Origin of the sequence: Mesorhizobium sp. UC74_2 (genome assembly GCF_042701485.1) — a bacterium.
GTDB lineage: Bacteria > Pseudomonadota > Alphaproteobacteria > Rhizobiales > Rhizobiaceae > Mesorhizobium.
This window is the reverse complement of the sequence record NZ_CP170562.1, coordinates 5,608,509-5,632,972: the sequence shown is the minus strand read 5'-3', so window position 1 is coordinate 5,632,972 and position 24,464 is coordinate 5,608,509. Positions and strand designations below refer to the sequence as shown.

Genomic DNA, 24,464 nt, shown 5'->3' with positions numbered 1-24,464 from the left:
TGCACAATAAATGAGCAACTTGACGATCCGCGATGCGGAACCAGCCGACCTCGACCGGATAACCGAAATCTATGCAGATGCCGTCGACAATGGCACGGCGTCTTACGAACTTGTCCCCCCGGGCAGGGAGGAGATGGGCGCACGCTACGAATCACTGCGGGCCGGCGGCTTTCCCTATCTGGTTGCGACTGATTCGGACGGGACCATTCTCGGTTACGCCTATGCCGGCGCATTCCGGCCACGTCAGGCCTACCGTTTCATCGTCGAGGATTCCGTCTATGTCGCGCCCGAAGCGAAGGGCCGGGGCGTCGGACGGCGCCTGATGGAACAGCTGATCGAGGCGGCGCGGGCGCTGGGCTTCCGCCAGATTATCGCCGTGATCGGTGACGGCCACCCCGAAAGCGCCTCGGTGAAGCTGCACGAGAGGCTCGGCTTCGGTCACTCCGGACGCCTCGTCGGCTCGGGCTACAAGCACGAGCGCTGGCTGGATACGGTGTTCATGCAGCTCGAACTGAACGGCGGCGCTACGCTGCCGCCGGACCCGGCATCGTTGCCGGAGCGGAAATTCCGGCAAGGCTAAGCTCTGGCAACCGCTTGATAACTCAGGCTTTCAAGCCTTTACCAGCTTGAGCTTGGTGTCGAAGATGCCAAGCACGCGGGCAAGTTCATGGCCACGTTTCAGAATACGGCCGCCCGCAGCGACAACGGCAAAGGCACCCTGGCGCCGCGCGAGATTCGGATCCTTGATGATCTGGAACAAGGGCACTTCCGATGCACGACGATAGACGGAAAAAACCGCCCGGTCGGCAAGATGATCGATGGCATAGTCACGCCATTCATTGGCTGCAACCATGCGCCCGTACAGACGGAGAATGAGATCGAGTTCACGTCGCTCGAAGGCGACCGGCATATCGAGGCGCTCGCGTCGTGCCTCGTGTAGCGGGATCAGTATTGCGGATGCTTCCCCATCCTCCGTCCCGCCACCACGGTCCATCATGCCTTTGTCCTCAGGCTGAATCGTTTGCTGGCAACAGGGTCGCGCTTTCGGATCGCAATTGCAAGGGCGCACACGAATCTGTTCACGACGTCAGCAGCCGTCACCAATGGAGCGCACGTCTACTCACATTTGCGAACGATGTGTTGGAATTGGTGATTCCTTGCCACATTCTCGCCGTCTTTTATCCGCGTTGTCGCCCCAATGTCCGACGAACTTGCGGGTGTTGCCTGAGACGGTTCGGTCCGGCACTGGCTCGTAAACCCCAAGCCCCCCGCCCACGGGTCTGAGTCGGATCGAACCAACCTCGGCTTTCAATCAGGAAAGTCGCAGCGACAATTTGGATGTTTCCAACCGGCGTCGGGCCTGAACTGACGTCGGTTTTTACATTTTAACACCCATTTCGACCGGACCTGCGACAGATATCCTTGGCAAAGCAGGCCGACAATCACGCTACGTTTGCGATGTCGCGGGCTGCCCGACCATCGCAGCGCCTTGACTCGTGACGCTCGCTGTATGTATTTCGTATTTATGCGAAATAACGAAGCGAATGATTTATCCAGGCGCCGTCTTACAGCTTTGAAGGCACTTGCCAGCCCGGTGCGGCTGGCTGTGCTGGGCTACCTCAAGGATCCCGTTGCAAACTTCCCCCCGCAGGAGGATGGCGATCTCGTGCTCGACGGTGTCTGCGCGGACTTTCTGCGCGACAAACTCGAAATCGCCGCGGCAACCGCCTCACGCCATCTGACCCTTTTGACCGACTGTGGCCTGCTGATTGCAACGCGCAGGAAAGGCTGGACCTTTTACCGGCGCAACGAAGAGGAGATCGCTCGCTTCACCAACGATCTCGCCAGCAATCTCTAACGGAGGTTATCCGTGCTGTCCTATCTGCATGTCGACGTGTTCGCACCTCACGCCTACGCCGGCAACAGCCTGCCGGTGTTTCTCGACAGCGCCGGCCTGAACGCCGATCAGATGCAGACGATCACCCGCGAGCTCCGGCATTTCGAAGCCATCTTCCTGGAAGCCGCGGCGGACGCCCGGACCTATTGCGCCCGCGTTTTCGACCTGATCGAGGAACTGCCCTTCGCCGGCCACCCCATCATCGGCGCGGCGGCTGCCCTGCACGAAACAGCGGAGCGCGAGGAAGACCAGCGATGGACATTCAACCTCGCCGACAAGAGCGTCACGGTTGTCACGCAGCGAAATGGCTCGGGTTATTTCGGTTTGCTCGATCAAGGTCCGGCCCAGTTCTTCGGCGAGGTCGCGACGTCTGACGAGATCGCCGCGGCTTTTGGCCTGAGCTTTGCCGATCTCGATCCAACACTGCCACCGGCCGTCATAAGCACCGGCCTGCGCTATCTGATCGTACCTGTGGGTCCGCAAGTGCTGGCCCGAGCCAGGATCAAGGCTGACATCAGCGGGTTCCTCGCCGCACGGGGTGCTCAATTCGCCGTGCTCTTCGACCGGACAGCCTGCGAAATACGCCATTGGAACAATGACGGCATCATCGAGGATATCGCCACGGGAAGCGCAGCGGGAACCATTGGCGCTTATTGCCTTCGTTATTGTGGCGCCCAATCGGGAAAAGCCTTCACGCTGAACCAGGGACGCTTTGCAGGACGACCGAGCGAACTCATCGTCGAGCCGCATGGGGCACCAGACAACGTCACATCCGTAAAGGTGGGTGGCAAGGTAGCAATCGTCGGTCACGGCGTGATGGTCGCACCGTGACACGGTGACATGATCCCAGAAAATTGAGGTCTTTAACCGACCTGGCCGCGATCAGACGGATGGCCTGCGGATGAAGGACGCGCCGATGATCGGGCCGAGTTCCCCATCGCGGCCGACCGACTGCAACAGCACGGCGGAACCGGCCGCCTTGGCGATCTCGCTCGCCGGCAGATCGTAGCGCTGTGCCTTGCCGTACCACATGCCGGCGGTCTGGACATTGGAAACGGCGTTCCAGTAAGTCATCTTGCGGCCGTTGTTTTCGCCGTTGCCGACATTCACCACCTGCGGTGGATTGAAATAGACGATGACGACATGCGCCTTTACCGGAATGCCGGCGGCATCGCTGGGCGCATTACCGGCCTCGATCGAGATGCCGTCACCGGTGTTGGTCACCGTGATGTCGATCCGCATGCCTTCGCCGGTCTTGTTCAGCCTCGTCAGGGCGCCGCTGATGGCTTCGCGGCTGGCGCCGTTGACGTCGGCGCGGCCGTTGATGACCGCTTGCGGTGTATAGACGGAACGACCCTTGAAGGAGCGCATGTAGCCGTATTGACGCTCGGTGTTCTCCTTGCGCGCGAGCGAATCCTGCCAGCCGAGATAGTCCCAATAGTCGACATGGTAGGCGAGCGCGATCACATCACCCTTGGCGGCGATCTCCGCCAGGTAACGATCGGCAGGTGGGCAGGATTTGTTGCCCTGGCTGGTGAACAGCTCCACGACCCCGAGGGGTCGCACCGGCTCCTTCGCCTGAGCCGCGGTTGCGAGCGTCGATACCGCCAGCCCGGCAACAGCCAGCAGCAATGGTTTCCGAGAGGACATATTTCTGGTCCCGCCAGCATGGCCGGCATGTTCGTGTTTTCTGAATTACTGCCAGAAGCGACGCTCAACCGGAAGTCACGTTGCGGTGAAATTCTTTCGTTCACAAAACAACTGTTTCCACAAAACAAGACCGCCGGAACTTTCATTCCGGCGGTCTCTTTTTGGATATGCTTGTCGGATCAGGCTGCGAGGTCGCGCAGCACGTACTGCAGGATGCCACCGTTCTTGTAATAGTCGAGCTCGTCGAGCGTATCGATGCGGCACAGGATCGGGACATTCTTGACGGTGCCGTCAGCGAAAGTGACCTTGGCAACCATCTTCTGGCGCGGCCTGATGGTCTCAAGTCCGTCGATCTCGACCAGTTCGTCGCCTTTCAGGTTGAGCGAGGCCCACGACGTTCCCTCCTCGAAGGTGAAGGGGATGACGCCCATGCCGACCAGGTTCGAACGGTGGATACGCTCGAACGACTGGGCAATGACGGCACGCACGCCGAGCAGGTTGGTGCCCTTGGCCGCCCAATCGCGCGAGGAGCCGTTGCCGTATTCCACGCCGGCAAAGATCACCAGCGGCACGCCTTCCTTGCGGTATTCCATGGCTGCGTCGTAGATCGACATCTCCTCCTTGGACGGATAGTGGATGGTGTAGCCGCCCTCGCGCCCGTTCTCGCCCAGCATGTGGTTGCGGATGCGGATGTTGGCGAAGGTGCCGCGCATCATCACTTCATGGTTGCCACGTCGCGTGCCGTACTGGTTGAAGTCGGCGACGCCGACGCCATTGTCGGTGAGGTACTTTCCGGCCGGAGAGGCCGCCTTGATCGAACCCGCCGGCGAGATGTGGTCGGTGGTGATCTTGTCGCCGAACAGACCCAGCACGCGGGCACCCTTGATGTCGCTGATATGGCCGGGCTTGCTGCCCATGCCGGCGAAATAAGGCGGGTTCTGCACATAGGTCGACTTGTCGTCCCATGCATAGGTCTGGCCGCTCGGAGCCTGCACCTTCTGCCAGTTCTCGTCGCCCTTGAAGACGTCGGCATATTTGCGGGCGAACAGCTCGCGCGTGACGTTCTTCTCGATGAACTCCTGGATTTCGGCCGAGGTGGGCCAGATGTCCTTGAGATAGACCGGCTTGCCGTTCCGGTCTTCGCCGATCGGCTCCTTGGTGAGATCCTTGGTCACAGTGCCGGCAAGCGCATGGGCAACCACCAGCGGCGGCGAGGCGAGATAGTTCGCCTGCACGTCCGGCGACACGCGGCCTTCGAAGTTGCGGTTGCCGGACAAGACCGCGGCAGCAATCAGGCCCTTGTCGTTGATGGTCTTGGAGATCGGGCCAGGCAGCGGGCCGGAATTGCCGATGCAGGTGGTGCAGCCGAAGCCGACGAGGTTGAAGCCGATCTGGTCCAGCTCCTTCTGCAGGCCGGACTTTTCCAGATATTCGGCCACGACCTGCGAGCCGGGCGCCAGCGACGTCTTCACCCAGGGCTTCTGCTTGAGGCCGAGGCGGTTGGCATTGCGGGCCAGCAGGCCGGCGCCGATCAGCACCGAAGGATTGGACGTGTTGGTGCACGAGGTGATGGCGGCAATGACGACATCGCCATGACCGAGGTCATGGTCGGTGCCTTCGACCGCGTAACGCTTGTGCATCTCGGCGGCCTTCTTGTACTCGGTCTCCATCGCCTTGGCGAAACCAGCCGGGATGTCTTCGAGCGCGACGCGGCCTTCGGGCCGCTTCGGGCCGGCCATCGAAGGTACCACCGAGCCGAGGTCGAGTTCGAGCGTGTCGGTGAAGACCGGATCGGCCGAACCATCGTGCCGCCACATGCCCTGCGCCTTGGAATAGGCCTCGACCAGCGCGATACGATCTTCCGGACGGCCGGACATGGTCAGATACCGGATGGTCTCGCCGTCGACCGGGAAGAAACCGCAGGTCGCGCCATATTCGGGCGCCATGTTGCCGATGGTGGCACGATCCGCCAGCGTCATGTTGGACAGGCCAGGGCCGAAGAATTCGACGAACTTGCCGACGACGCCCTTCTTGCGCAGCATCTGCGTGACGGTGAGCACCAGGTCGGTAGCGGTCACGCCTTCCTTCAGCCTGCCGGTGAGCTTGAAGCCGATGACCTCGGGCAGAAGCATGGAGACCGGCTGGCCGAGCATGGCAGCCTCCGCCTCGATGCCGCCGACGCCCCAGCCCAGCACGCCGAGACCATTGATCATGGTGGTGTGCGAGTCGGTGCCGACGCAGGTGTCCGGATAGGCGACGGTTTCGCCATCCTCATTGTTGGTCCAGACCACCTGGCCGAGATATTCGAGATTGACCTGATGGCAGATACCGGTGCCGGGCGGCACGACGCGGAAGTTGCGGAATGCCTGCTGACCCCACTTCAGGAACTTGTAGCGCTCTTCATTGCGCTGATACTCCAGCTCGACATTGCGGGCGAACGCCATCGGCGTGCCGAACTCGTCGACGATGACCGAGTGATCGATGACCAGATCGACCGGCACGAGCGGGTTGATTTTTTCCGGGTCGCCGCCGAGTGCGGCGATGCCGTCGCGCATGGCTGCCAGATCGACCACGGCCGGAACCCCGGTGAAGTCCTGCATCAGCACGCGGGCCGGGCGGTAGGCGATCTCGACGCCGGCGCTGCCCTTGTCGGTCAGCCAGGCCGCGACAGCCTGGATCGCTTCCTTGGTGACGGAGCGGCCGTCTTCATTGCGAAGCAGGTTCTCCAGCAGAACCTTCATCGAATAGGGGAGCTTCGACGCCCCGGCCAGGCCGTTCTTTTCGGCCTCGGTGAGGTCGAAATATACATATTCTCCGCCACCTGCGGTCAGGGTCCGGCGGCAATTGAAACTGTCTAGTGATTTGGACACGAGCGATCCATCCTTGTCTGTTCAGCCTGAAAGGGAACGGACTCCGATGGGCATGCTCATCACGCGCAAAGGTGCGGGTACGGCCATTTCCGCTGTCCGCTCCCAAGCAACCCGAGCCGTTCAAGGCGGCGCGTGCGCTGGTTCGGCGCAAATTCATTTTGCCTTCCCCGACCGCTGGGGTTGGTAAGGGTGCATATAGAGAAAATGATTGAATAGTTCTAGACAGGGAATTGGCATTTTTGTTGCGACGCAATGCACTGCCAGTCAGACTTTCGGCGAAGGGGAAATGATGCGGCTTATCGCCGAAAATCTGAGCGGAGAGCGCAGCGGAGAGCCCGTTTTCGACAGCATCGACTTTTCTATCGCAGGCGGCGAGAGCCTCGTGGTCACTGGACCCAACGGTTCCGGCAAGTCGACGCTGCTGCGCGTCGTCGCCGGTTTCCTGCCTGTGGCCGCCGGCAGCATGCGAATCGCCGAGGGTGGCGAGGCTTTCCCAAGCGTTGCTTCCGCCTGTCACTACCTCGGCCACCAGAACGCGATGAAGACGGCACTCACAGTGACGGAGAACCTCGCCTTCTGGCGGCACTTCTGTGGAGAAGGCCGGCTCGGCATCGCCGAGGCACTTGATGCGGTCGGGCTGGATGGCATCGGCCACCTGCCTTTCGGCTACCTGTCGACCGGGCAGCGCCGCCGCGCCGCCATCGCCAAGCTGCTGGTCTCGCATCGTCCGGCCTGGTTGCTGGATGAGCCGACCGCAGGCCTCGACAAGGCATCGGAACAGCGTTTCACCGGCCTGATCAACGCCCACTGCGCCGCCGGAGGCATCGTTATCGCCGCGACCCACCTGCCGCTGGGTCTGAGAACGGCAAGGACGCTGGAGATGGGAGGGCAATCCTGATGCTTGCCCTCTATGTCAGGGATCTCAAACTGGGCTTCCGTGCCGGCGGTGGTGCGCTGACGGGCGTCATCTTCTTCCTGGCCGTCATCGCCACCATTCCTTTCGGTGTCGGCCCGGATCTAAACCTGCTTGCGCGCATCGGCCCGGCGATCCTGTGGATCGGGGCGCTGCTTGCTTCCCTGCTCGGCCTCGACCGGCTGTTCCAGGCCGAACGCGAGGATGGATCGCTCGACCTGCTGGTGCTCAACCGTGATCGCCACATGCTGGCTCTCACCGTCTTCGTCAAATGCCTGTCCCATTGGACAGTCAGCGTGCTGCCGCTGGTCGTGGCCTCGCCCTTGCTCGGCCTGTTCATGAACATGACCCCGACCGGCATCGGTGCCACCGCGCTGACCTTGCTGGTCGGCACCCCCGCAATCACTTTCATCGGCGCCGCGGGTGCGGCGGTGGCGGTGGCACTGCCGCGTGGCGGACTGCTGATCTCGGTGCTGGTTCTGCCGATCACCATTCCTGTGCTGATCTTCGGCGTCTCGGCCAGCTACGGTGCCGTCAACGATCCCGATCCTTTTTTGCAGCCTTTCCTCATTCTTGCCGCGCTGACGTTGTTTCTGGCAGTCATCGGACCACTGGCCGCCGCCCTGGCATTGCGCCATAGCGGTGACTGATGGCGTTTTGGGGTGCGGCGTGGCGCCGGATTGCGCCCTCAAAAGGCGAGGGCTAAGGGTAGGCATGATCGCAAAGGGCCGGGAAGACAGTCTGCCTGTCGATTGCGCGCGAGGCTACGCATGAGTGCACACGCCCTTTATGTAACTGCCGCCTACGGCATCACTGCCATTGCCCTGGCTGGGTTGATCGGCTGGATCCTGCTCGACCAGCGGGCCCGTAACCGGGAACTGGCGGAGCTGGAATCGGCCGGCGTTCGCCGTCGCTCCGACAAGGCGGCCAGATCATGAAAGCGGTATTTTAAGTGAGCGAACAGACAGAAGCGCCCCGACGCCGTCGTTTCAAGCCGATCCTGCTGTTGCCGCTGGCGATCTTCCTCGGTCTCGCTGGCCTGTTCCTGTCCCAGTTGCTGTCCGGACGCGACATTTCCGCCATCCCTTCGGCTCTCATCGGCCAGGACGCGCCGGAGACCAACCTGCCGCCGCTGGAGGGAAGCAGCCTGCCGGGTCTCGATTCCTCAGAGTTCGAGGGTCAGGTCACCCTGCTCAACGTGTTCGCCTCCTGGTGCGTGCCCTGCCGCGAGGAGCACCCGGTGCTGATGGGACTTGCCCAGGACAAACGCTTCGTGATGGCCGCGCTGAACTACAAGGACAAGCCGGAGAATGCGCGCCGCTTCTTCGGCGAACTCGGCAATCCGTTCAACGTCATCGGCGTCGATGCGAACGGGCGCGCCGCGATCAACTGGGGTGTCTATGGCGTGCCTGAAACCTTCCTGATCGACAAGGACGGCAAGGTCGCCTTCAAGTATGTCGGGCCGCTGACCCCGCAGACCGCCAAGGCACTGCTGCTGCCCGAAATCGAAAAGGCGCTGGCGGCCGACTGAAGCACCGCGTCCTACTCGGCGCAGAGGATGCTTTACCCCTGAGCCTGCACCGTCGATCGACTTGACCCATGGTAAGCCGACTTGGCCGCATGCCTGATAGGCAAGCAAGCGGCTTTTCGATTACCTTTCCCGCAATGGCTGCAAGGGAGGGCGCCACAACGGCGCGCGCAGTCTAAAAGGGGAGAGGACTTCCATGCAGGACAGCTCCGCGCTGACAATCTTTCTGCCGCTCGCGCTCGGCGTCATCATGCTGGGTCTCGGCCTGTCGCTGACGCTCCAGGATTTCCGCGACGTTCTCCAGAAACCGAAGGCTGTGATCGTGGCGCTGATCTGCCAGACGCTGATCCTGCCGCTGGCCTGCCTTGCCCTCATCTACCTGTTCGAACTCGAGCCGGCACTGGCTGTCGGCATGATGCTGCTGGCGGCCAGCCCCGGCGGCACGTCAGCCAATCTCTACAGCCATCTCGCCGGTGGCGACGTGGCACTCAACATCACGCTGACAGCAATCAACTCGGCCCTGTCGATCGCCACGCTGCCCTTGATCGTCAACTGGTCGCTCGCGCATTTCATGACAGGCGACCAGGCTATTCCGCTGCAGTTCGCGAAGGTGGTGCAGGTGTTCGTCATCGTGCTCGGGCCGGTGCTGATCGGCATGTGGCTGCGCAGTCGCTTCCCGGCCTTCGCCGCGCGCATGGCACAGCCGGTGAAGATCCTGTCGATGCTGTTCCTGTTCGCGGTGGTTGTGGTGGCGCTTGTCCAGGAATGGGAGACCGCCATGACCTGGGGCCCGGTGGTCGGCCTTGCCGCGCTCGCCTTCAACCTTGTCAGCCTGGCGGTCGGCTATTGCGTGCCACGTGTGGCGGGTATCGACAGACGCCAGGCGACCGCCATCGGCATGGAAATCGGCATCCACAATGGCACGCTGGCGATCGCCATCGCGCTCAGCCCGCTTCTGCTCAACAATGCGACCATGGCGGTGCCGGCGGCGATCTACGGGGTCATTGCCTTCGTTACCGCTGCGATCTTCGGCTATTGGCTGAAGCGGGCGCAGACAGCATCGGCCGCCGCACAGAGATTGTCCTGATAGCAAAAGAACCCGAAAGCCGGCCGGCTTTCGGGTTCCAGAACTTTCACATCGAGCGCCAGGAATTCGCCGCGCAACATGCGACAAGCAGGCTTAACCGTAGATCTGCTTGCGAACGTTGTAGAGCATCTCGGCGCGGTTGCCGTTGAAGTCGGCGAGGTCGCGGTCGGTCAGGCTCTGGATCTCGTTGACGAGCTGGTTGTAGCGCTTGCGCTTGTTCATGCTGTCACGAGCACGGGACACGAGGTCGAGGATCATGGCGAAATTCCTTCGCGATTGGCCGCATTGGCGCGGCGGTTAGTCCTCCCTTTTCAATTCCACCATGACATAGTTCGTGTGCATTGCAAAACAAGATGCTGCAATGCAGCATTGCGCCCTGCGCATGGCCGGTTAATGCCGAATTAATCGATTGAAGGGCTACTTTTCCGCTTTTTCCTCAACCGAATGCCGCATGATCAACGGCATCTGGCTGAGGGTGAACACCAGCGTGATCGGCATGATGCCCCACACCTTGAAGTAGAGCCAGGTGTTCTCGGAGAAGTTGCGCCACACCACTTCGTTGACCGCGGCCAGGAAGAAGAAGAACAGGCCCCAGCGGAAGGTGAGCTTGCGCCAGCCTTCGGCATCGAGCTTGAAGGCCGTGTCGAACACATAGGCGAGCAGCGACTTGCCGAACAGCAGCCCGCCCAACAGCACCGCGCCGAACAGCGAGTTGATGATGGTCGGCTTCATGAAGGCAAAGGTCTTGTCCTGCAGCCAGATCGCCAGCGCGCCGAACACGAAAACCACCACCGCGGATACCAGCGGCATGATCGGCAGGCTGCGTGTCAAAAGCCAGGAGACGCTCAGTGAAATCGCCGTCGCGGCCATGAAGAAGGCCGTGGCGATCAGGATCGGCTCGCCAAGTTCCGCCAGCACCGGGAACTTCTGCGCCAGCCACTCGCCGCGCAAGGTCACAAAGAAGAAGACGAGGCCAGGCCCAAGCTCCAGCAGGAACTTCAGGCCGGGATTCAACGCCTTCTTGCGTGGATCGGAGGGGTCTTTTTCGAGAATGGGTTCGTTCATCATCTATCCAACGCCGGCAATCGCCCTGGCGAAATCGCTGGCGGAAAAGGGTTCGAGGTCGTCGACCTGTTCGCCGACACCGATAAAATAGACCGGCAGCTTATGTTTGGCGGCGATGGCGACCAGGATACCGCCGCGCGCCGTGCCGTCCAGCTTGGTCATCACCAGCCCGTTGACCCCCGCGATGTTGCGGAAGATCTCGACCTGGTTGAGCGCATTCTGGCCCGTTGTCGCGTCCACCGTCTGCAGCACGGTGTGCGGCGCTTCCGGATCGAGCTTGCCCAGAACGCGCACGATCTTTTCCAGCTCCGCCATCAGCTCGGCCTTGTTCTGCAGGCGGCCGGCCGTGTCGATGATCAGGACGTCGGAGCCGGCTTCCCTTGCCTTTTCAAAGGCGTCATAGGCGAGACCGGCGGCGTCGGCACCGAGCTTGGTGGCGATGACGGGCGATTTGGTGCGTTCACCCCAGATCTTGAGCTGTTCGATGGCGGCAGCGCGGAACGTGTCGCCGGCGGCCAGCATCACCGAAAGCCCGCCGTCGGTGAGCTTGGCGGCAAGCTTGCCGATGGTCGTGGTCTTGCCGGTGCCGTTGACGCCGACGACGAGGATGACATGCGGCTTGTGCGACAGGTCGAGCTCCAGCGGCTTTGCCACCGGTCCCAGCACCTTTTCCACCTCGGCAGCCATGACCGCACGCACTTCCGTATCGGACACATCCTTGCCGTAGCGGCTGGAGGCCAGGGAATCGGTGACGCGCAGGGCTGTCTCGACACCAAGGTCGGCGCGGATCAGCACGTCCTCCAGGTCCTGCAGCGTCTCCTCGTCGAGCTTGCGCTTGGTGAAGACACCGGCAATGTTGCCGCTCAGTTCACGCGACGAGCGGGCGAGCCCCTCGCGCATACGCTGGAACCACGAGCGCTTCGCAACCGGTTCGGGAGCCTTTTCGGGCTCTGTCTTCTGCTCGACTTTCTTGCTGACGGTAACCTTGCCGGCAGTTGCACGGGCAGCGGCCGCTTCCGCAACAGGAGTGGGAGGCACAGTCGCTTCGACCTGAGGCGCTTCCACCGGCTCGAGCGCAACTGGTTCAGGTTCCGACTCGGGTACGACTATTTCCGACGCGGTTTCGGTTTCCGCTTGCGGCACTTCCTCGACGACAATTGTCGGCTCGACTGCCATCGCAGGCTCTTCTTCGGCCTGCGGTGTCTCGGGCTGACTTTCCAGCTCGGAGTGTTCAACCTCCGGCTCCGGCATAGCGGGAGGCGATTCGGCGGCTGTATCCGCTTCCGGTGCCGGCGTTGCCTCGACTTCGGCGACGGGCTTTGGTTCTACCGGTTCGACAACGGGCGCTACCGGCTCCGACTCGACAACTGCCTCTGCCTGCTCGACATCGATTTGCGCGACAGGAGCCTCTTCAGGTTCTTCTGTAACCGGCTCGGGCGCGGTCTCGACAAACGCCGGCTGTTCGACCTGAGCTGTCAGCGCCTCCGGTTCTGCGGCAGTCTCGATCAATTCCTGGTCGGGTGCCTCGGCTTCAGGCCCCGCCGGTTCGACCTTTTCGGGTTCAGGCGTGACCGGTCCCGAAGCCGGTACCGTTTCGGCCTGCTCTTCGCGCTTCAGGAAATCAGGGACTTCCTGCTCGGCGATCTCGATCGGTTCTTCGTCAGCCGCCTTGGCTTCCGGCGCCGCTGGTTCGATCTTTTCTGGCGCGGCCGGTTCCGGAGCCGGTATCGCTTCGGCCTGCTCTTCGCGTTTCAGGAAATCGGGGACTTCCTGTTCGGCGGCGGGCCTGAGCGCTTCCAACGCGTCGAAATTGAGCGGCGGCAGCGGGGCGGTCTCGTCGACCTTCTCCTCCACCACTTCCTTCTTGCCGAAGGAAAAGACCTTTTTGATGAACCCGAATGCCATGCGTCCCGCTCGTTTCAGGCTGCGCGTGCGGTCAGCGGCGCGGCTTCGAGCCGGGCGCCGTCATGGCCGGTCACCACCGCCTCGATGATTTCCCCGGGCTGGCCGGCCGCGATCGCCGCCAGCGTGAAGCCCTCGGTGCGGCCAAGACCCGCACGTTCGATGAGGATAGACTGCGTCGTGCCGCCAAGGGATGCCAGGTGCCTGGCGTAGGCGGCATCGCCTGCCGCGCGCAATCGGGCTGCGCGGCTTTTCACCAAATCGCGCCGCACCTGCGGCATGCGCGCAGCCGGCGTGCCTTCACGCGGACTGAACGGAAACACATGGAGATGGGTGAGGCCACATTCCTCGACGATTGCGACCGAATTGTCGAACATGGCGTCCGTTTCGGTCGGAAAGCCGGCGATGATGTCGGCGCCGAAGACGATGCCGGGCCGCAGCTTCCGCACATCCTCGCAGAATCGGATGGACTGGTCGCGCAGATGCCGCCGCTTCATGCGCTTGAGGATCATGTCGTCGCCCGACTGCAGCGACAGATGCAGATGCGGCATCAGCCGGCTCTCGGTGGCGATCGCTTCGAGCAGGTCGTCATCGGCCTCGATCGAATCGATCGACGACAGGCGCAGCCGCCTCACCTCCGGCACCTGGCGCAGAATGGTCTTCACCAGCCTGCCCAGTCGCGGCGCGCCAGGCAGGTCGGCGCCATAGCTTGTCATGTCGACACCGGAAAGCACGATCTCGGCGTAACCATTGCCGGCCAGCCGCTTGATCTGCTCGACCACGGCCCCCATGGGCACCGAGCGCGAATTGCCACGACCATAAGGGATGATGCAGAAGGTGCAGCGGTGGTCGCAGCCATTCTGCACCTGCACGAAGGCACGCGCGCGCCCCTCTATGGCATCGACCATATGCGATGCCGTTTCCTTCACCGACATGATGTCGTTGACGCGGGCCTTTTCGAAATCATTGACGCCGAAGTCGGGCAGCGCGCGGTAGTTGTGCGCCTTGAGCTTTTCCTCGTTGCCGAGCACGAGGTCGACTTCGCCCATGGCGGAGAAATCCTCTGGCTTGGTCTGGGCCGCGCAGCCGGTCACGATGATGCGGGCTTCCGGGTTCTCGCGTCGCGCCTTGCGGATCGACTGCTTGGCCTGGCGCACCGCTTCACCTGTCACGGCACAGGTGTTGAAGATGATCGCGCCGCCCTTCAGAGCGCCTAGGCCAGCACTTTCGGCCTCCCTGCGCATCACTTCGGATTCATAGGTGTTGAGCCGGCAACCGAAGGTGACGACCTCGATCCCCTTGGCAGGCGCTTCCGGCATCAGGCGGCGCTCTCGGTATCGCGCGTCCAGGCGCCGTTGGCCGGATCAAAGGTGCCGGAAAATTCCCATGCGGCCGGGCCGGTCAGGACAACGTTGTCGTCCCCGCGCCATTCGACATGCAACTGTCCGCCCGGCGCGGTGAGGTTGACGCTGCGTCCGGTGCGCTTGGTACGCGCGCCGGCCACCGCTGCCGCGCAGGCAGCAGAGCCGCAGGCCTTGGTGAGACCCGCACCACGCTCCCATGTACGGATGACCATGCTGTCGGGCGAGGTCACCTGGGCGATGCTGATGTTGGCGCGTTCCGGGAACATCGGATGGTTTTCCAGCATCGGGCCAAAACGTTCGAGCTCATAGCTCCAGACGTCGTTGTCGACCCAGAAGATCGCATGCGGATTGCCCATCGAGACGGCCGAGGGCGAATGCAGCACCGGCGCATCGATCGGCCCGATCTGCAGCTCGATCATGCGGGTATCGCGAAATTCCTCGGCCAGCGGGATTTCCTGCCAGCCGAAACGCGGCTTGCCCATGTCCACCGAGATCAGCCCGTCGGCGTGCTGCCTGGCGTTGAGGATACCGGCGACGGTTTCGAAGGTGAACATCGTCTGCCCGGTTTCGGCGGCCAGGGCCTGCACCACGCAACGCATGCCATTGCCGCAGGCCTGTGCCGACGATCCATCCGAGTTCAGGATCTCGACGAAATAGGCGGTACCGGGCGTTTTCGCGTCATAGATCGCCATGATCTGGTCGAAGCGCGTGGCGGGATCGGCATTGAGCGCGATCGCCGCCGCCGCCGTGACCTTGTCGGCACGACCACGCATGTCGGCAACGATGATCTCGTTGCCGATGCCATTCATTTTGGCGAAGGGGGCTGCGCCAGCCATAATGGTCCCGAAATTCCACGTCTGTTTGGCGCTATATGGCGGAAACGGCCGGAAATTACCAGTCCGGCCGAGAAGTGGAGCAAATCAGGTGATGGCGAAGACGCCGAGGAGCAGCAGCAGGAACAGCACCAGAACTATGGCGATCAGAATGCGCGCACCGGTCGCTGCAGCGCCGGCCAGTGCCGGCATGCCGAGCAGGCTTGCCGCAGCAGCGACAATGAGCAGGATGAGAATCCACTTGAGCATTTATATACCCGCAATCGATAGACTGACGACGCTCAAACGCTGTTTCGAATGCTGGGTTCCGAAAAGATGAAGGGACATCCGCGACGTCCGAACTGCGGTAACGGCACCGCTCCCGGTTGCGATAAAAATGCAACAGACGCCAGCGCAAACCCTATTTTAACCATATCGGGTTGAAATTCTGCCGCCTTCGCCCTTTTGGTGGAAGGCGCATTTTCTTTGGACGGCGCCCGTTTCGGGCCGCGGAGGTTGCCATGATCCTTTCGAGATCCGGTCTTGTTGCCGTATCGCTAGCCGCACTCGTCGCCAGCGGCTGTACCAGCACGCGCTTTGGCTCGGAGGACTCGCAGCCCGCTCCGCTCGAGCCGCAGCCTTCCGGCACCGTTTCCTCGAGCCAGCTGCCGCCGCCGGCCGCTCCGGCTCCGACCGATGCCTCCAAGTTTCCGACCGCACCGGGCGCCGGCACCCAGGTGGCTTCGCTGCCGGCGGGCGGTGGCGCCACGCCGCCAGCCAACGCACCGGACCTCACGGCGTCGGCGATTGCCGGTGTGTGGAGCGCTTCGGTCGCCGGCCAGGGCTGCAAGGTGGCGACCCCGCAGACCAAATTCGGCCAGGGCTATCGCGCCGGCCCGCTGCGCTGCCCCCCGCCGATCGACAACGTCAAGTCGTGGAACGTCGCCGGCAAGCAGCTGACCCTCTACGATCAGGACGGCGGCACTCTGGCCAGGCTCTATTCCTCGAGCCCGACCAAATTCGACGGCCAGACCTCGAACGGCCAGCCGATCTCGCTTTCCAGATAAGACCAGTCGGGATAGGTATTCCCTATCCCCATCCGGTGACCATACATCATGCATGTGCGTGACGGCCTCCAGACCCACGCGACCGTCAGGCAGCGCTACGACCATCTCGTCGAGACCGGCGCGGTCACGCGCGACGCCGCACAGGAGCGTATCGTAGGGCGGCTCGACCGCCTCATCGACGAAATCGCCGACAAGCGCCTGGCGCATAAGTCCAGCGCGCTGGGCTGGCTGTTCGCCAGGCGACCCCGAACCCCTGCCGTCGTCAAGGGCCTTTATGTCTACGGCGGCGTCGGCCGCGGCAAGACAATGCTGATGGATATTTTCTTCGAGCTCGTGCCGGTCAGGCGCAAGCGACGCGTCCATTTCAACGACTTCATGGCCGACGTGCAGGACCGCATCCAGAAGCACCGGCAGGCCCGCAAGGAAGGTACCGTCAAGGAGGACGATCCTATCCCGCCGGTCGCCAAGGCGCTGGCCGAAGAATCATGGGTGCTGTGCTTCGACGAGTTCACTGTCACCGATATCGCCGACGCGATGATCCTGTCGCGGCTGTTTTCAGCGCTGTTCGCCAGCGGTGTCGTGCTGGTGGCCACCTCCAATGTGGCGCCGCACGATCTCTATCGCGACGGCCTCAACCGGCAACTCTTCCTGCCTTTCATCGCGATACTGGAACGCCATGCAGACGTGGTGACGCTGGACTCCGACACCGACTATCGACTGGAGAAGCTCAACCGGCTGCCGGTCTATATGACCCCGCTGGGCGAAGAGACCGGCCGCAGGATGGACGAGGCCTGGCATGCCGTGACCCACGGCCACGCCTCGACGGTGGTCGAGATCCCGCTCAAGGGCCGGCATGTGTCGGTTCCCCGTGCCGTCGGCGCCAATGCGCGCTTTTCCTTCGCGGAATTGTGTGACGCACCGCTTGGTGCGCGCGACTACCTGGCGATCGCCGAGCGTTTCGACACGATCTTCATCGACAACGTGCCGGTGCTCGACCAGACGCGCCGCAATCCCGCCAAGCGTTTCATCCTGCTGGTGGATACGCTCTACGACACTAGGAAGCGCGTCGTCGTGAGTGCCGAAGCAACGGCCGACGGGCTTTATGCCGGTCGCGCCGGTACGACCGAAGCGTTCGAATTCGACCGCACCGTATCCCGCCTCATCGAAATGCAGAGCAAGGACTGGCTCGAAGGCTGGTCCGAAAGACAGGCCAAGCCGGCCCTGGCCGGTTAGAACGTGCGCCACCGCCCGCAGTCTCGACGGGCTCGCGGGGCACCTTCCCAGCCTCACCGCAGAGCAATGCGTCATCACTCGGCAACAATCTTCTGATCTCTATGGTCATCTTGCCAGAACCGGCTCTACAAGCACGTTCGAATTTTGACGTTTACGTAAATCCAAAGTAATCTAACCGATTGAAATATTTAGCCTCAAAATAATCGTTTGAATTTTTTCCACAACGGGACTATTGGGTGCGGCGAAATCTCGCGGGTTTCCCGATCCTACCGGCCTCTCCTCCGACGCCGCAATGGCGCCGTCTTTTGACAAGGGAATTGATCCTCACATGGCACGCAACAAGATAGCGCTCATCGGCTCCGGCATGATTGGCGGCACGCTCGCTCACATGATCGGCCTGAAGGAACTCGGCGACGTCGTGCTGTTCGACATCGCGGAAGGCATTCCTCAGGGCAAGGGACTGGATATCGCGGAATCCTCGCCGGTGGACGGCTTCGACACGCGTTACGTCGGCGTCAACGATTATGCCGGCATCGAGGGTGCGGATGTGTGCATCGTCACCGCCGGCGTGCCGCGCAAGCCCGGCATGAGCCGCGACGACCTGCTCGGCATCAACCTCAAGGTGATGGAACAGGTCGGTGCCGGCATCAAGAAATATGCCCCGAACGCTTTCGTCATCTGCATCACCAACCCGCTCGATGCGATGGTCTGGGCGCTGCAGAAGTTCTCCGGCCTGCCAAAGAGCCATGTCGTCGGCATGGCCGGCGTGCTCGACTCCGCCCGCTTCCGCTATTTCCTGGCCGAGGAATTCAAGGTTTCGGTCGAGGACGTCAGCGCCATGACGCTTGGTGGCCACGGCGACGACATGGTGCCGATGACCCGCTACTCCACCGTCGCCGGCATTCCGTTGCCGGACCTCGTCAAGATGGGCTGGACCAGCCAGGAGAAGCTTGACGCCATCGTCGAGCGCACCCGCAAGGGTGGCGGCGAGATCGTCGGCCTGCTCAAGACCGGCTCGGCTTACTACGCCCCGGCCGCCTCGGCGATCGCCATGGCCGAGAGCTACCTGAAGGACAAGAAGCGCGTCCTGCCTTGCGCCGCGCACCTCAACGGCCAGTACGGCCTCAAGGATACCTATGTCGGCGTGCCGGTGGTGATCGGTGCCGGTGGCGTCGAGCGCATCATCGAGCTCGACTTCAACAAGACCGAGGAAAAGATGTTCGAGAAGTCGGTCGAAGCCGTGAAGGGCCTTTGCGAGGCCTGTGTGGCGATCGCGCCGCAGCTCGGTCAAAAGTAAACGGGGACCGCTCCAGATGAACATCCACGAATATCAGGCAAAGCAGGTTCTCAAGGGTTTCGGCGCTCCGGTCGCGGAAGGCGTGCCGGTGTTCCAGGCTGGTGACGCGGAAGCCGCCGCCAAGCGGCTGCCCGGACCACTCTATGTCGTGAAGAGCCAGATTCACGCCGGCGGCCGCGGCAAGGGCAAGTTCAAGGAACTGTCCGCCGATGCCAAGGGCGGCGTGCGGCTGGCCAAGTCGATCGCCGAGGTGGTCGCCAACGTCAACGAGATGCTCGGCCACACGCTGGTGACCAAGCAGACCGGCCCTGCCGGCAAGCAGGTCAACCGCCTCTACATCGAGGACGGCGCCGACATCGACCGTGAGCTCTATCTGTCGATCCTGGTCGACCGCTCGGTCGGCCGCGTTGCCTTCGTCGTTTCGACGGAAGGCGGCATGGACATCGAGACCGTCGCGCACGACACGCCGGAAAAGATCGTCACGCTGGCGATCGATCCTGCCAAGGGCGTGACCGGCGACGACATCGCCGGGCTGAATGCCGCACTGAAGCTTTCGGGCGATGCAGCCAAGGACGGCGAAACGCTGTTCCCGCTGCTCTACAAGGCTTTCACCGAGAAGGACATGAGCTTGCTCGAGGTGAACCCGCTCATCGTCATGAAGAACGGCCGCCTGCGCGTGCTCGACGCCAAGGTGTCGTTCGACAACAACGCGCTGTTCCGCCATGCCGACATGATGGAACTGCGCGACGAGACCGAAGAGGACGAGAAGGAAATCGAGGCGTCGAAATACGACCTCGCCTATGTCGCGCTCGACGGCAACATCGGCTGCATGGTCAATGGCGCCGGCCTTGCCATGGCGACCATGGACATCATCAAGCTCTACGGCGCCGAACCCGCCAACTTCCTCGACGTCGGCGGCGGCGCTTCGAAGGAGAAGGTGACGGCCGCCTTCAAGATCATCACCAAGGATCCCGCGGTCGAAGGCATCCTCGTCAACATCTTCGGCGGCATCATGAAATGCGATGTCATCGCCGAGGGCGTTGTCGCGGCCGTCAAGGAAGTCGGCCTGAAAGTGCCGCTGGTCGTGCGCCTCGAAGGCACCAATGTCGAGCTTGGCAAGAAGATCATCCGCGAAAGCGGCTTGAACGTCACGCCGGCCGACGATCTCGACGACGCTGCCAAGAAGATCGTGGCGGCGGTCAAGGGCTGAACGGTTTCTGGCTGAAACGGCTTCGACCATGAGCACGGCATCTTCACCCGCTCTGTCACCCGACCACCAGCGCCTGCAGGCGCTGGTTGGCGCGTGGCATGGCGAGGAGGAGATTTCGGCCACGCAATGGGCACCGGCCGGCAAGGCCACCGCCGAGATCGTGGCCGAACCCGAGTTCGACGGTCTGTTTGTGGTGCAGCGCTATCGGCAGAGCCGCGACGGCAAGGCGTCCTTCGCTTCGCACAACGTCTTTGGTTTCGACCTGCCGAACGGTGCCTGCACCATGCATCAGTTCGACACCATGGGTTTCGTGCCGGCGGCGCCGGCTTCCGGCGCCTGGATCGGCAACGAGCTGGCACTGGTGAAGACCTCGCCGCGCGGTGCCGCGCGCGTGACCTACAATTTCGATACCGCCGACAGCTACCGCATGCGCCTCGAGTTCAAGGCGGCCGGCAGCGACGTCTGGCAAGACATGGTGAGCGGCGTCTACCGGCGCGTCTCACCTTCCTCAATCACCCTCTCGTAAAAAGGTTGGGCATGTCCATTCTCGTCGACAAGAACACCAAAATCCTGGTTCAGGGCCTGACCGGCAAGACCGGCACCTTCCACACCGAACAGGCGCTGGCCTATTACGGCACGCAGATGGTCGGCGGCATCCACCCGAAGAAGGGCGGCGAGACCTGGACCGGCGCCAAGGGCGAGACGCTGCCGATCTTCTCGTCGGTGGCCGAAGGCAAGGAGAGGACCGGTGCTACCGCCTCCGTCGTCTATGTGCCGCCGGCAGGCGCCGCCGAGGCGATCATCGAGGCGATCGACGCCGAGGTTCCTTTCATCGTCTGCATCACCGAGGGCATCCCGGTGCTGGACATGGTGCGGGTCAAGGCCCGGCTGGAAAACTCCAAGTCGCGGCTGCTTGGCCCCAACTGCCCCGGCGTGCTGACGCCGGAACAGTGCAAGATCGGCATCATGCCCGGCAACATCTTCAAGAAAGGCTCGGTGGGCGTTGTTTCGCGCTCGGGAACGCTTACCTATGAAGCTGTGTTCCAGACCTCCAATGTCGGCCTCGGCCAGACCACTGCAGTCGGCATCGGCGGCGATCCCGTCAAGGGCACGGAGTTCATCGACGTGCTGGAGATGTTCCTGGCCGACGACGAAACCAAATCGATCATCATGATCGGCGAGATCGGCGGTTCTGCCGAAGAAGACGCCGCGCAGTTCCTCAAGGACGAAGCCAAGCGTGGCCGCAAGAAGCCGATGGCCGGTTTCATTGCCGGCCGCACGGCTCCGGCCGGCCGCACCATGGGTCACGCCGGCGCGGTGATCTCGGGCGGCAAGGGCGGCGCGGAAGACAAGATCGCAGCGATGGAATCGGCGGGCATTCGCGTGTCGCCGTCGCCGGCGCGCCTCGGCACGACGCTGGTCGAAGCGATCAAGGGTTAAGGGAATAAGGGATTGGGGCAGTAAGGCATCGGGACCGGAACATTCCCCTACTGCCTTGTTGCCTTACTCCCCTTCACAAAGGAGACGGAGCGAGCGCTCCGAGACAAAGATGGCACGACAAGATCAGGCCAACGACCAATTTTCCCTCACTTCGTTCCTCTATGGCGGCAACGCCGACTACATCGATGCGCTTTATGCCGCCTATGAGGACAATCCGGCGTCGGTCGATCCGGAATGGCAGGATTTCTTCGCCGCGCTGAAGGATGACGCTGCCGATGTGAAGAAGAACGCCAAGGGCGCATCCTGGGCGCGTCCTTCCTGGCCGCTGGTCGCCAACGGCGAGCTGGTTTCCGCGCTCGACGGCAATTGGGGCCTGGTCGAAAAGACCATCGAGAAGAAGGTCAAGGAAAAGGCCGCCAGCAATGGCGTCGCCGTCTCCGAGGCCGATGTCCATCAGCAGACGCGCGATTCCGTGCGCGCCATCATGATGATCCGCGCCTTCCGCATGCGCGGCCACCTGCACGCCAATCTCGACCCGCTCGGTATTGCCAATCCGCTCGAGGACTATAACGAGCTGTCGCCGGCCAACTACGGCTTCACCGAGGCCGACTACGACCGGCCGATCTTCCTCGACAACGTGCTGGGCCTCGAGTTCGGCACTATCCGGCAGATGCTGGAGATCCTGACGCGCACCTACTGCTCGACGCTGGGTGTCGAGTTCATGCATATCTCGGACCCCGAGGAAAAGGCCTGGATCCAGGCCCGCATCGAAGGCGCCGACAAGGAGATCTCCTTCACCGCCGAGGGCAAGAAGGCGATCCTGCAGAAGCTGATCGAGGCCGAAGGCTTCGAGCAGTTCCTCGACGTCAGGTACAAGGGCACAAAGCGCTTCGGCCTTGATGGTGGCGAATCGCTGATCCCGGCGCTGGAGCAGATCCTCAAGCGCGGCGGCCAGCTCGGCCTCAAGGAGGTCGTGCTCGGCATGGCCCATCGCGGCCGCCTCAACGTGCTTTCGCAGGTGATGGCGAAGCCGCATCGAGCCATCTTCCACGAATTCAAGGGCGGCTCCTATGCCCCCGACGATGTCGAGGGTTCGGGCGACGTGAAGTATCACCTCGGCGCCTCCTCGGACCGCGAGTTCGACGGCAACAAGGTGCACCTGTCGCTGACCGCCAATCCGTCGCATCTGGAAATCGTCGATCCGGTGGTGATGGGCAAGGCCCGCGCCAAGCAGGACCAGCTCGTCGGTCGCGAGCGCGGCGAGATCGTGCCCTTGGCCGAACGGGCCAAGGTCATGCCGCTGCTGCTGCATGGTGACGCCGCCTTCGCCGGCCAGGGCGTGATCGCCGAAATCCTCGGCCTCTCCGGCCTGCGCGGCCATCGCGTCGCCGGCACGCTGCACTTCATCATCAACAACCAGATCGGCTTCACCACGAATCCACGCTTCTCGCGCTCTTCGCCCTATCCGTCGGATGTGGCCAAGATGATCGAGGCGCCGATTTTCCACGTCAACGGCGACGATCCGGAAGCCGTGGTGTTCGCCGCCAAGGTGGCGACCGAATTCCGCATGAAGTTCCACAAGCCGGTGGTTGTGGACATGTTCTGCTATCGCCGCTTCGGCCACAATGAGGGCGACGAGCCGGCCTTCACCCAGCCGATCATGTACCGCAAGATCCGCACGCAGAAGACCGCCGTGCAGCTCTATGCTGATCGCCTCATCGCCGAAGGCCACCTTGCCCAGGCCGATTTCGACAAGATGAAGGCGGACTGGCGCGCGCATCTGGAAAGCGAGTGGGAAGTCGGCCAGGCCTACAAGCCGAACAAGGCCGACTGGCTCGACGGCGCCTGGTCCGGACTGCGCTCGGCCGACCAGCAGGACGAGCTGCGCCGTGGCAAGACCGCCGTGCCGGTCAAGACACTGAAGGAAATCGGCAAGAAGCTGACCGAGGTGCCGAAGGATTTCGAAGCGCACAAGACCATCGCGCGCTTCCTCGACAACCGCCGCCAGGCCATCGAAACCGGCGAGGGCATCGACTGGTCGACCGCCGAGGCGCTCGCCTTCGGCGCCATCCTGCTCGACGGCAATCCGATCCGTCTGTCCGGCCAGGATTCGGAACGCGGCACCTTCTCGCAGCGCCACTCCGTGCTCTACGACCAGCGCGACGAAACCCGCTACATCCCGCTCAACAACCTGTCGCCGGCGCAGGCAGGCTACGAGGTCATCAATTCGATGCTCTCGGAAGAGGCCGTGCTCGGTTTCGAGTATGGCTACTCGCTGGCCGATCCGAAGGCGTTGACCTTGTGGGAAGCCCAGTTCGGCGACTTCGCCAACGGCGCGCAGGTGGTGTTCGACCAGTTCATCTCGTCGGGCGAGCGCAAATGGCTGCGCATGTCAGGCCTCGTCTGCCTACTGCCGCACGGCTATGAGGGTCAGGGTCCGGAACACTCGTCGGCCCGCCTCGAGCGCTTCCTGCAGCTCTGCGCCGAAGACAACATGCAAGTCGCCAACTGTACGACGCCGGCCAACTACTTCCACATCCTGCGCCGGCAGCTGAAGCGCGACTTCCGCAAGCCGCTGATCCTGATGACGCCGAAGTCGCTGCTGCGCCACAAGCGCGCGGTGTCGACCATCGCCGAGCTGTCGGGCGAGAGCTCGTTCCACCGCCTCCTGTGGGATGATGCCCAGCTGTTGCCGAACCAGGCGATCAAGCTGGTCAAGGATTCGAAGATCCGTCGCGTCGTGCTGTGCACCGGCAAGGTCTATTACGACCTCTACGAGGAACGCGAGAAGCGTGGCATCGACGACATCTACCTGTTGCGTGTCGAGCAGCTCTATCCGTTCCCGGCCAAGGCGCTGATCACCGAACTGTCGCGCTTCCGCAACGCGGAGATGGTCTGGTGCCAGGAAGAACCCAAGAACATGGGTGCCTGGTCATTCATCGACCCGTATCTGGAGTGGGTGCTCGCCCATATCGACGCCAAGCATCAGCGCGTGCGCTACACCGGCCGCCCGGCAGCCGCTTCGCCGGCCACCGGCCTGATGTCGAAGCATCTGGCGCAGCTGGCCGCCCTTCTCGAAGACGCGCTCGGCGGTTAAGCCGGGCACACCGAACCCAACCGACAACAACG

24 protein-coding genes are annotated in these 24,464 nt (G+C 62.7%); 15 read left to right on the top strand and 9 right to left on the bottom strand.

Annotation, left to right across the window (positions count from 1 at the left end; all coding sequences use genetic code 11):
- Positions 1–10: 10 nt before the first annotated feature.
- Positions 11–580, top strand: coding sequence for a GNAT family N-acetyltransferase (locus tag ACFJIU_RS27405; protein ID WP_379065292.1), 570 nt, complete (start codon positions 11–13; stop codon positions 578–580).
- Positions 581–610: 30 nt separating this feature from the next.
- Here ACFJIU_RS27405 and ACFJIU_RS27400 read toward each other — a convergent pair whose 3' ends face one another.
- On the bottom strand, positions 611–997 hold the full coding sequence (locus ACFJIU_RS27400) for a DUF2794 domain-containing protein (protein ID WP_379065290.1): 387 nt from the start codon (positions 995–997) through the stop codon (positions 611–613).
- Positions 998–1,510: 513 nt separating this feature from the next.
- On the opposite strand from ACFJIU_RS27400, the gene ACFJIU_RS27395 reads away from it, so the two are divergent.
- Both ACFJIU_RS27395 and ACFJIU_RS27390 read left to right on the top strand, forming a co-directional pair.
- On the top strand, positions 1,511–1,858 hold the full coding sequence (locus ACFJIU_RS27395; protein WP_379065288.1) for an ArsR/SmtB family transcription factor: 348 nt from the start codon (positions 1,511–1,513) through the stop codon (positions 1,856–1,858).
- A gap of 12 nt (positions 1,859–1,870) precedes the next feature.
- Positions 1,871–2,728: a PhzF family phenazine biosynthesis protein gene (locus ACFJIU_RS27390; RefSeq protein WP_379065286.1), complete on the top strand. Its 858-nt coding sequence runs from the start codon at positions 1,871–1,873 to the stop codon at positions 2,726–2,728.
- A gap of 51 nt (positions 2,729–2,779) precedes the next feature.
- Here ACFJIU_RS27390 and ACFJIU_RS27385 read toward each other — a convergent pair whose 3' ends face one another.
- A complete protein-coding gene (locus ACFJIU_RS27385) occupies positions 2,780–3,547 on the bottom strand; it encodes a DUF1223 domain-containing protein (RefSeq protein ID WP_379065284.1) in 768 nt (255 codons plus the stop codon).
- Positions 3,548–3,726: 179 nt separating this feature from the next.
- Positions 3,727–6,417 carry an aconitate hydratase AcnA gene (gene acnA, locus ACFJIU_RS27380; protein WP_379065282.1) on the bottom strand — a complete coding sequence of 897 codons (2,691 nt, stop codon included), beginning with the start codon at positions 6,415–6,417 and terminating at the stop codon, positions 3,727–3,729.
- A gap of 289 nt (positions 6,418–6,706) precedes the next feature.
- On the opposite strand from acnA, the gene ccmA reads away from it, so the two are divergent.
- From ccmA to ACFJIU_RS27355, 5 genes are all read left to right on the top strand, one after another.
- Complete coding sequence (ccmA, locus tag ACFJIU_RS27375) at positions 6,707–7,315, top strand: heme ABC exporter ATP-binding protein CcmA (RefSeq protein WP_379073241.1); 609 nt, start codon at positions 6,707–6,709, stop codon at positions 7,313–7,315.
- Positions 7,315–7,980, top strand: coding sequence for a heme exporter protein CcmB (ccmB, locus tag ACFJIU_RS27370; protein ID WP_379065280.1), 666 nt, complete (start codon positions 7,315–7,317; stop codon positions 7,978–7,980). The genes ccmA and ccmB overlap by 1 nt, the downstream gene beginning before the upstream one ends.
- 120 nt (positions 7,981–8,100) lie before the next feature.
- Positions 8,101–8,268: a heme exporter protein CcmD gene (ccmD, locus tag ACFJIU_RS27365; protein ID WP_379065278.1), complete on the top strand. Its 168-nt coding sequence runs from the start codon at positions 8,101–8,103 to the stop codon at positions 8,266–8,268.
- A gap of 14 nt (positions 8,269–8,282) precedes the next feature.
- Positions 8,283–8,861, top strand: a complete 579-nt coding sequence (locus tag ACFJIU_RS27360; protein ID WP_379065276.1) for a DsbE family thiol:disulfide interchange protein — start codon at positions 8,283–8,285, stop codon at positions 8,859–8,861.
- A gap of 193 nt (positions 8,862–9,054) precedes the next feature.
- The gene (locus tag ACFJIU_RS27355; RefSeq protein WP_379065274.1) at positions 9,055–9,945 is read left to right on the top strand and encodes a bile acid:sodium symporter family protein; all 891 of its coding nucleotides are present in this window, start codon (positions 9,055–9,057) and stop codon (positions 9,943–9,945) included.
- 93 nt (positions 9,946–10,038) lie between these two features.
- On the opposite strand, the gene ACFJIU_RS27350 is transcribed toward ACFJIU_RS27355, so the two are convergent.
- The 6 genes from ACFJIU_RS27350 to ACFJIU_RS27325 form a co-directional block, all read right to left on the bottom strand.
- Entirely contained in the window at positions 10,039–10,203 is a 165-nt protein-coding gene (locus tag ACFJIU_RS27350) for a DUF1127 domain-containing protein (protein ID WP_129412452.1), read from the bottom strand.
- A 159-nt stretch (positions 10,204–10,362) separates the two neighbouring features.
- Positions 10,363–11,010, bottom strand: coding sequence for a septation protein A (locus ACFJIU_RS27345; RefSeq protein ID WP_379073240.1), 648 nt, complete (start codon positions 11,008–11,010; stop codon positions 10,363–10,365).
- Positions 11,011–11,013: 3 nt separating this feature from the next.
- Positions 11,014–12,915, bottom strand: a complete 1,902-nt coding sequence (ftsY, locus tag ACFJIU_RS27340; RefSeq protein WP_379065272.1) for a signal recognition particle-docking protein FtsY — start codon at positions 12,913–12,915, stop codon at positions 11,014–11,016.
- 14 nt (positions 12,916–12,929) lie between these two features.
- On the bottom strand, positions 12,930–14,231 hold the full coding sequence (gene mtaB / locus ACFJIU_RS27335) for a tRNA (N(6)-L-threonylcarbamoyladenosine(37)-C(2))-methylthiotransferase MtaB (RefSeq protein WP_379065270.1): 1,302 nt from the start codon (positions 14,229–14,231) through the stop codon (positions 12,930–12,932).
- Positions 14,231–15,112, bottom strand: a complete 882-nt coding sequence (gene dapF, locus ACFJIU_RS27330) for a diaminopimelate epimerase (protein WP_379065268.1) — start codon at positions 15,110–15,112, stop codon at positions 14,231–14,233. Before dapF ends, mtaB begins: the two co-directional genes overlap by 1 nt.
- A gap of 84 nt (positions 15,113–15,196) precedes the next feature.
- Positions 15,197–15,358 carry a DUF1328 family protein gene (locus tag ACFJIU_RS27325; RefSeq protein WP_129412449.1) on the bottom strand — a complete coding sequence of 54 codons (162 nt, stop codon included), beginning with the start codon at positions 15,356–15,358 and terminating at the stop codon, positions 15,197–15,199.
- 251 nt (positions 15,359–15,609) lie between these two features.
- Here ACFJIU_RS27325 and ACFJIU_RS27320 point away from each other — a divergent pair, with 251 nt between their 5' ends.
- From ACFJIU_RS27320 to ACFJIU_RS27290, 7 genes are all read left to right on the top strand, one after another.
- The gene (locus ACFJIU_RS27320) at positions 15,610–16,155 is read left to right on the top strand and encodes an AprI/Inh family metalloprotease inhibitor (RefSeq protein WP_379065265.1); all 546 of its coding nucleotides are present in this window, start codon (positions 15,610–15,612) and stop codon (positions 16,153–16,155) included.
- 48 nt (positions 16,156–16,203) lie between these two features.
- The gene (gene zapE, locus ACFJIU_RS27315) at positions 16,204–17,388 is read left to right on the top strand and encodes a cell division protein ZapE (RefSeq protein ID WP_379065263.1); all 1,185 of its coding nucleotides are present in this window, start codon (positions 16,204–16,206) and stop codon (positions 17,386–17,388) included.
- Positions 17,389–17,716: 328 nt separating this feature from the next.
- The gene (gene mdh / locus ACFJIU_RS27310) at positions 17,717–18,685 is read left to right on the top strand and encodes a malate dehydrogenase (protein ID WP_379065261.1); all 969 of its coding nucleotides are present in this window, start codon (positions 17,717–17,719) and stop codon (positions 18,683–18,685) included.
- Positions 18,686–18,701: 16 nt separating this feature from the next.
- Positions 18,702–19,895 carry an ADP-forming succinate--CoA ligase subunit beta gene (gene sucC, locus ACFJIU_RS27305; RefSeq protein WP_379065259.1) on the top strand — a complete coding sequence of 398 codons (1,194 nt, stop codon included), beginning with the start codon at positions 18,702–18,704 and terminating at the stop codon, positions 19,893–19,895.
- Positions 19,896–19,923: 28 nt separating this feature from the next.
- A complete protein-coding gene (locus tag ACFJIU_RS27300; RefSeq protein ID WP_379065257.1) occupies positions 19,924–20,421 on the top strand; it encodes a DUF1579 family protein in 498 nt (165 codons plus the stop codon).
- 11 nt (positions 20,422–20,432) lie between these two features.
- On the top strand, positions 20,433–21,335 hold the full coding sequence (gene sucD / locus ACFJIU_RS27295) for a succinate--CoA ligase subunit alpha (RefSeq protein ID WP_129412443.1): 903 nt from the start codon (positions 20,433–20,435) through the stop codon (positions 21,333–21,335).
- Positions 21,336–21,444: 109 nt separating this feature from the next.
- Positions 21,445–24,432: a 2-oxoglutarate dehydrogenase E1 component gene (locus ACFJIU_RS27290; protein WP_379065255.1), complete on the top strand. Its 2,988-nt coding sequence runs from the start codon at positions 21,445–21,447 to the stop codon at positions 24,430–24,432.
- Positions 24,433–24,464: the final 32 nt, after the last annotated feature.

Coding starts and splice junctions, on each gene's coding strand:
- ACFJIU_RS27405 (WP_379065292.1), top strand. CDS start 11: ATGAGCAACTTGACGATCCGCGATGCGGAACCAGCCGACCTCGACCGG.
- ACFJIU_RS27400 (WP_379065290.1), bottom strand. CDS start 997: ATGATGGACCGTGGTGGCGGGACGGAGGATGGGGAAGCATCCGCAATA.
- ACFJIU_RS27395 (WP_379065288.1), top strand. CDS start 1,511: ATGTATTTCGTATTTATGCGAAATAACGAAGCGAATGATTTATCCAGG.
- ACFJIU_RS27385 (WP_379065284.1), bottom strand. CDS start 3,547: ATGTCCTCTCGGAAACCATTGCTGCTGGCTGTTGCCGGGCTGGCGGTA.
- ccmA (WP_379073241.1), top strand. CDS start 6,707: ATGCGGCTTATCGCCGAAAATCTGAGCGGAGAGCGCAGCGGAGAGCCC.
- ccmB (WP_379065280.1), top strand. CDS start 7,315: ATGCTTGCCCTCTATGTCAGGGATCTCAAACTGGGCTTCCGTGCCGGC.
- ccmD (WP_379065278.1), top strand. CDS start 8,101: ATGAGTGCACACGCCCTTTATGTAACTGCCGCCTACGGCATCACTGCC.
- ACFJIU_RS27355 (WP_379065274.1), top strand. CDS start 9,055: ATGCAGGACAGCTCCGCGCTGACAATCTTTCTGCCGCTCGCGCTCGGC.
- ACFJIU_RS27350 (WP_129412452.1), bottom strand. CDS start 10,203: ATGATCCTCGACCTCGTGTCCCGTGCTCGTGACAGCATGAACAAGCGC.
- ACFJIU_RS27345 (WP_379073240.1), bottom strand. CDS start 11,010: ATGAACGAACCCATTCTCGAAAAAGACCCCTCCGATCCACGCAAGAAG.
- ftsY (WP_379065272.1), bottom strand. CDS start 12,915: ATGGCATTCGGGTTCATCAAAAAGGTCTTTTCCTTCGGCAAGAAGGAA.
- mtaB (WP_379065270.1), bottom strand. CDS start 14,231: ATGCCGGAAGCGCCTGCCAAGGGGATCGAGGTCGTCACCTTCGGTTGC.
- dapF (WP_379065268.1), bottom strand. CDS start 15,112: ATGGCTGGCGCAGCCCCCTTCGCCAAAATGAATGGCATCGGCAACGAG.
- ACFJIU_RS27325 (WP_129412449.1), bottom strand. CDS start 15,358: ATGCTCAAGTGGATTCTCATCCTGCTCATTGTCGCTGCTGCGGCAAGC.
- ACFJIU_RS27320 (WP_379065265.1), top strand. CDS start 15,610: ATGATCCTTTCGAGATCCGGTCTTGTTGCCGTATCGCTAGCCGCACTC.
- zapE (WP_379065263.1), top strand. CDS start 16,204: ATGCATGTGCGTGACGGCCTCCAGACCCACGCGACCGTCAGGCAGCGC.
- mdh (WP_379065261.1), top strand. CDS start 17,717: ATGGCACGCAACAAGATAGCGCTCATCGGCTCCGGCATGATTGGCGGC.
- sucC (WP_379065259.1), top strand. CDS start 18,702: ATGAACATCCACGAATATCAGGCAAAGCAGGTTCTCAAGGGTTTCGGC.
- ACFJIU_RS27300 (WP_379065257.1), top strand. CDS start 19,924: ATGAGCACGGCATCTTCACCCGCTCTGTCACCCGACCACCAGCGCCTG.
- sucD (WP_129412443.1), top strand. CDS start 20,433: ATGTCCATTCTCGTCGACAAGAACACCAAAATCCTGGTTCAGGGCCTG.
- ACFJIU_RS27290 (WP_379065255.1), top strand. CDS start 21,445: ATGGCACGACAAGATCAGGCCAACGACCAATTTTCCCTCACTTCGTTC.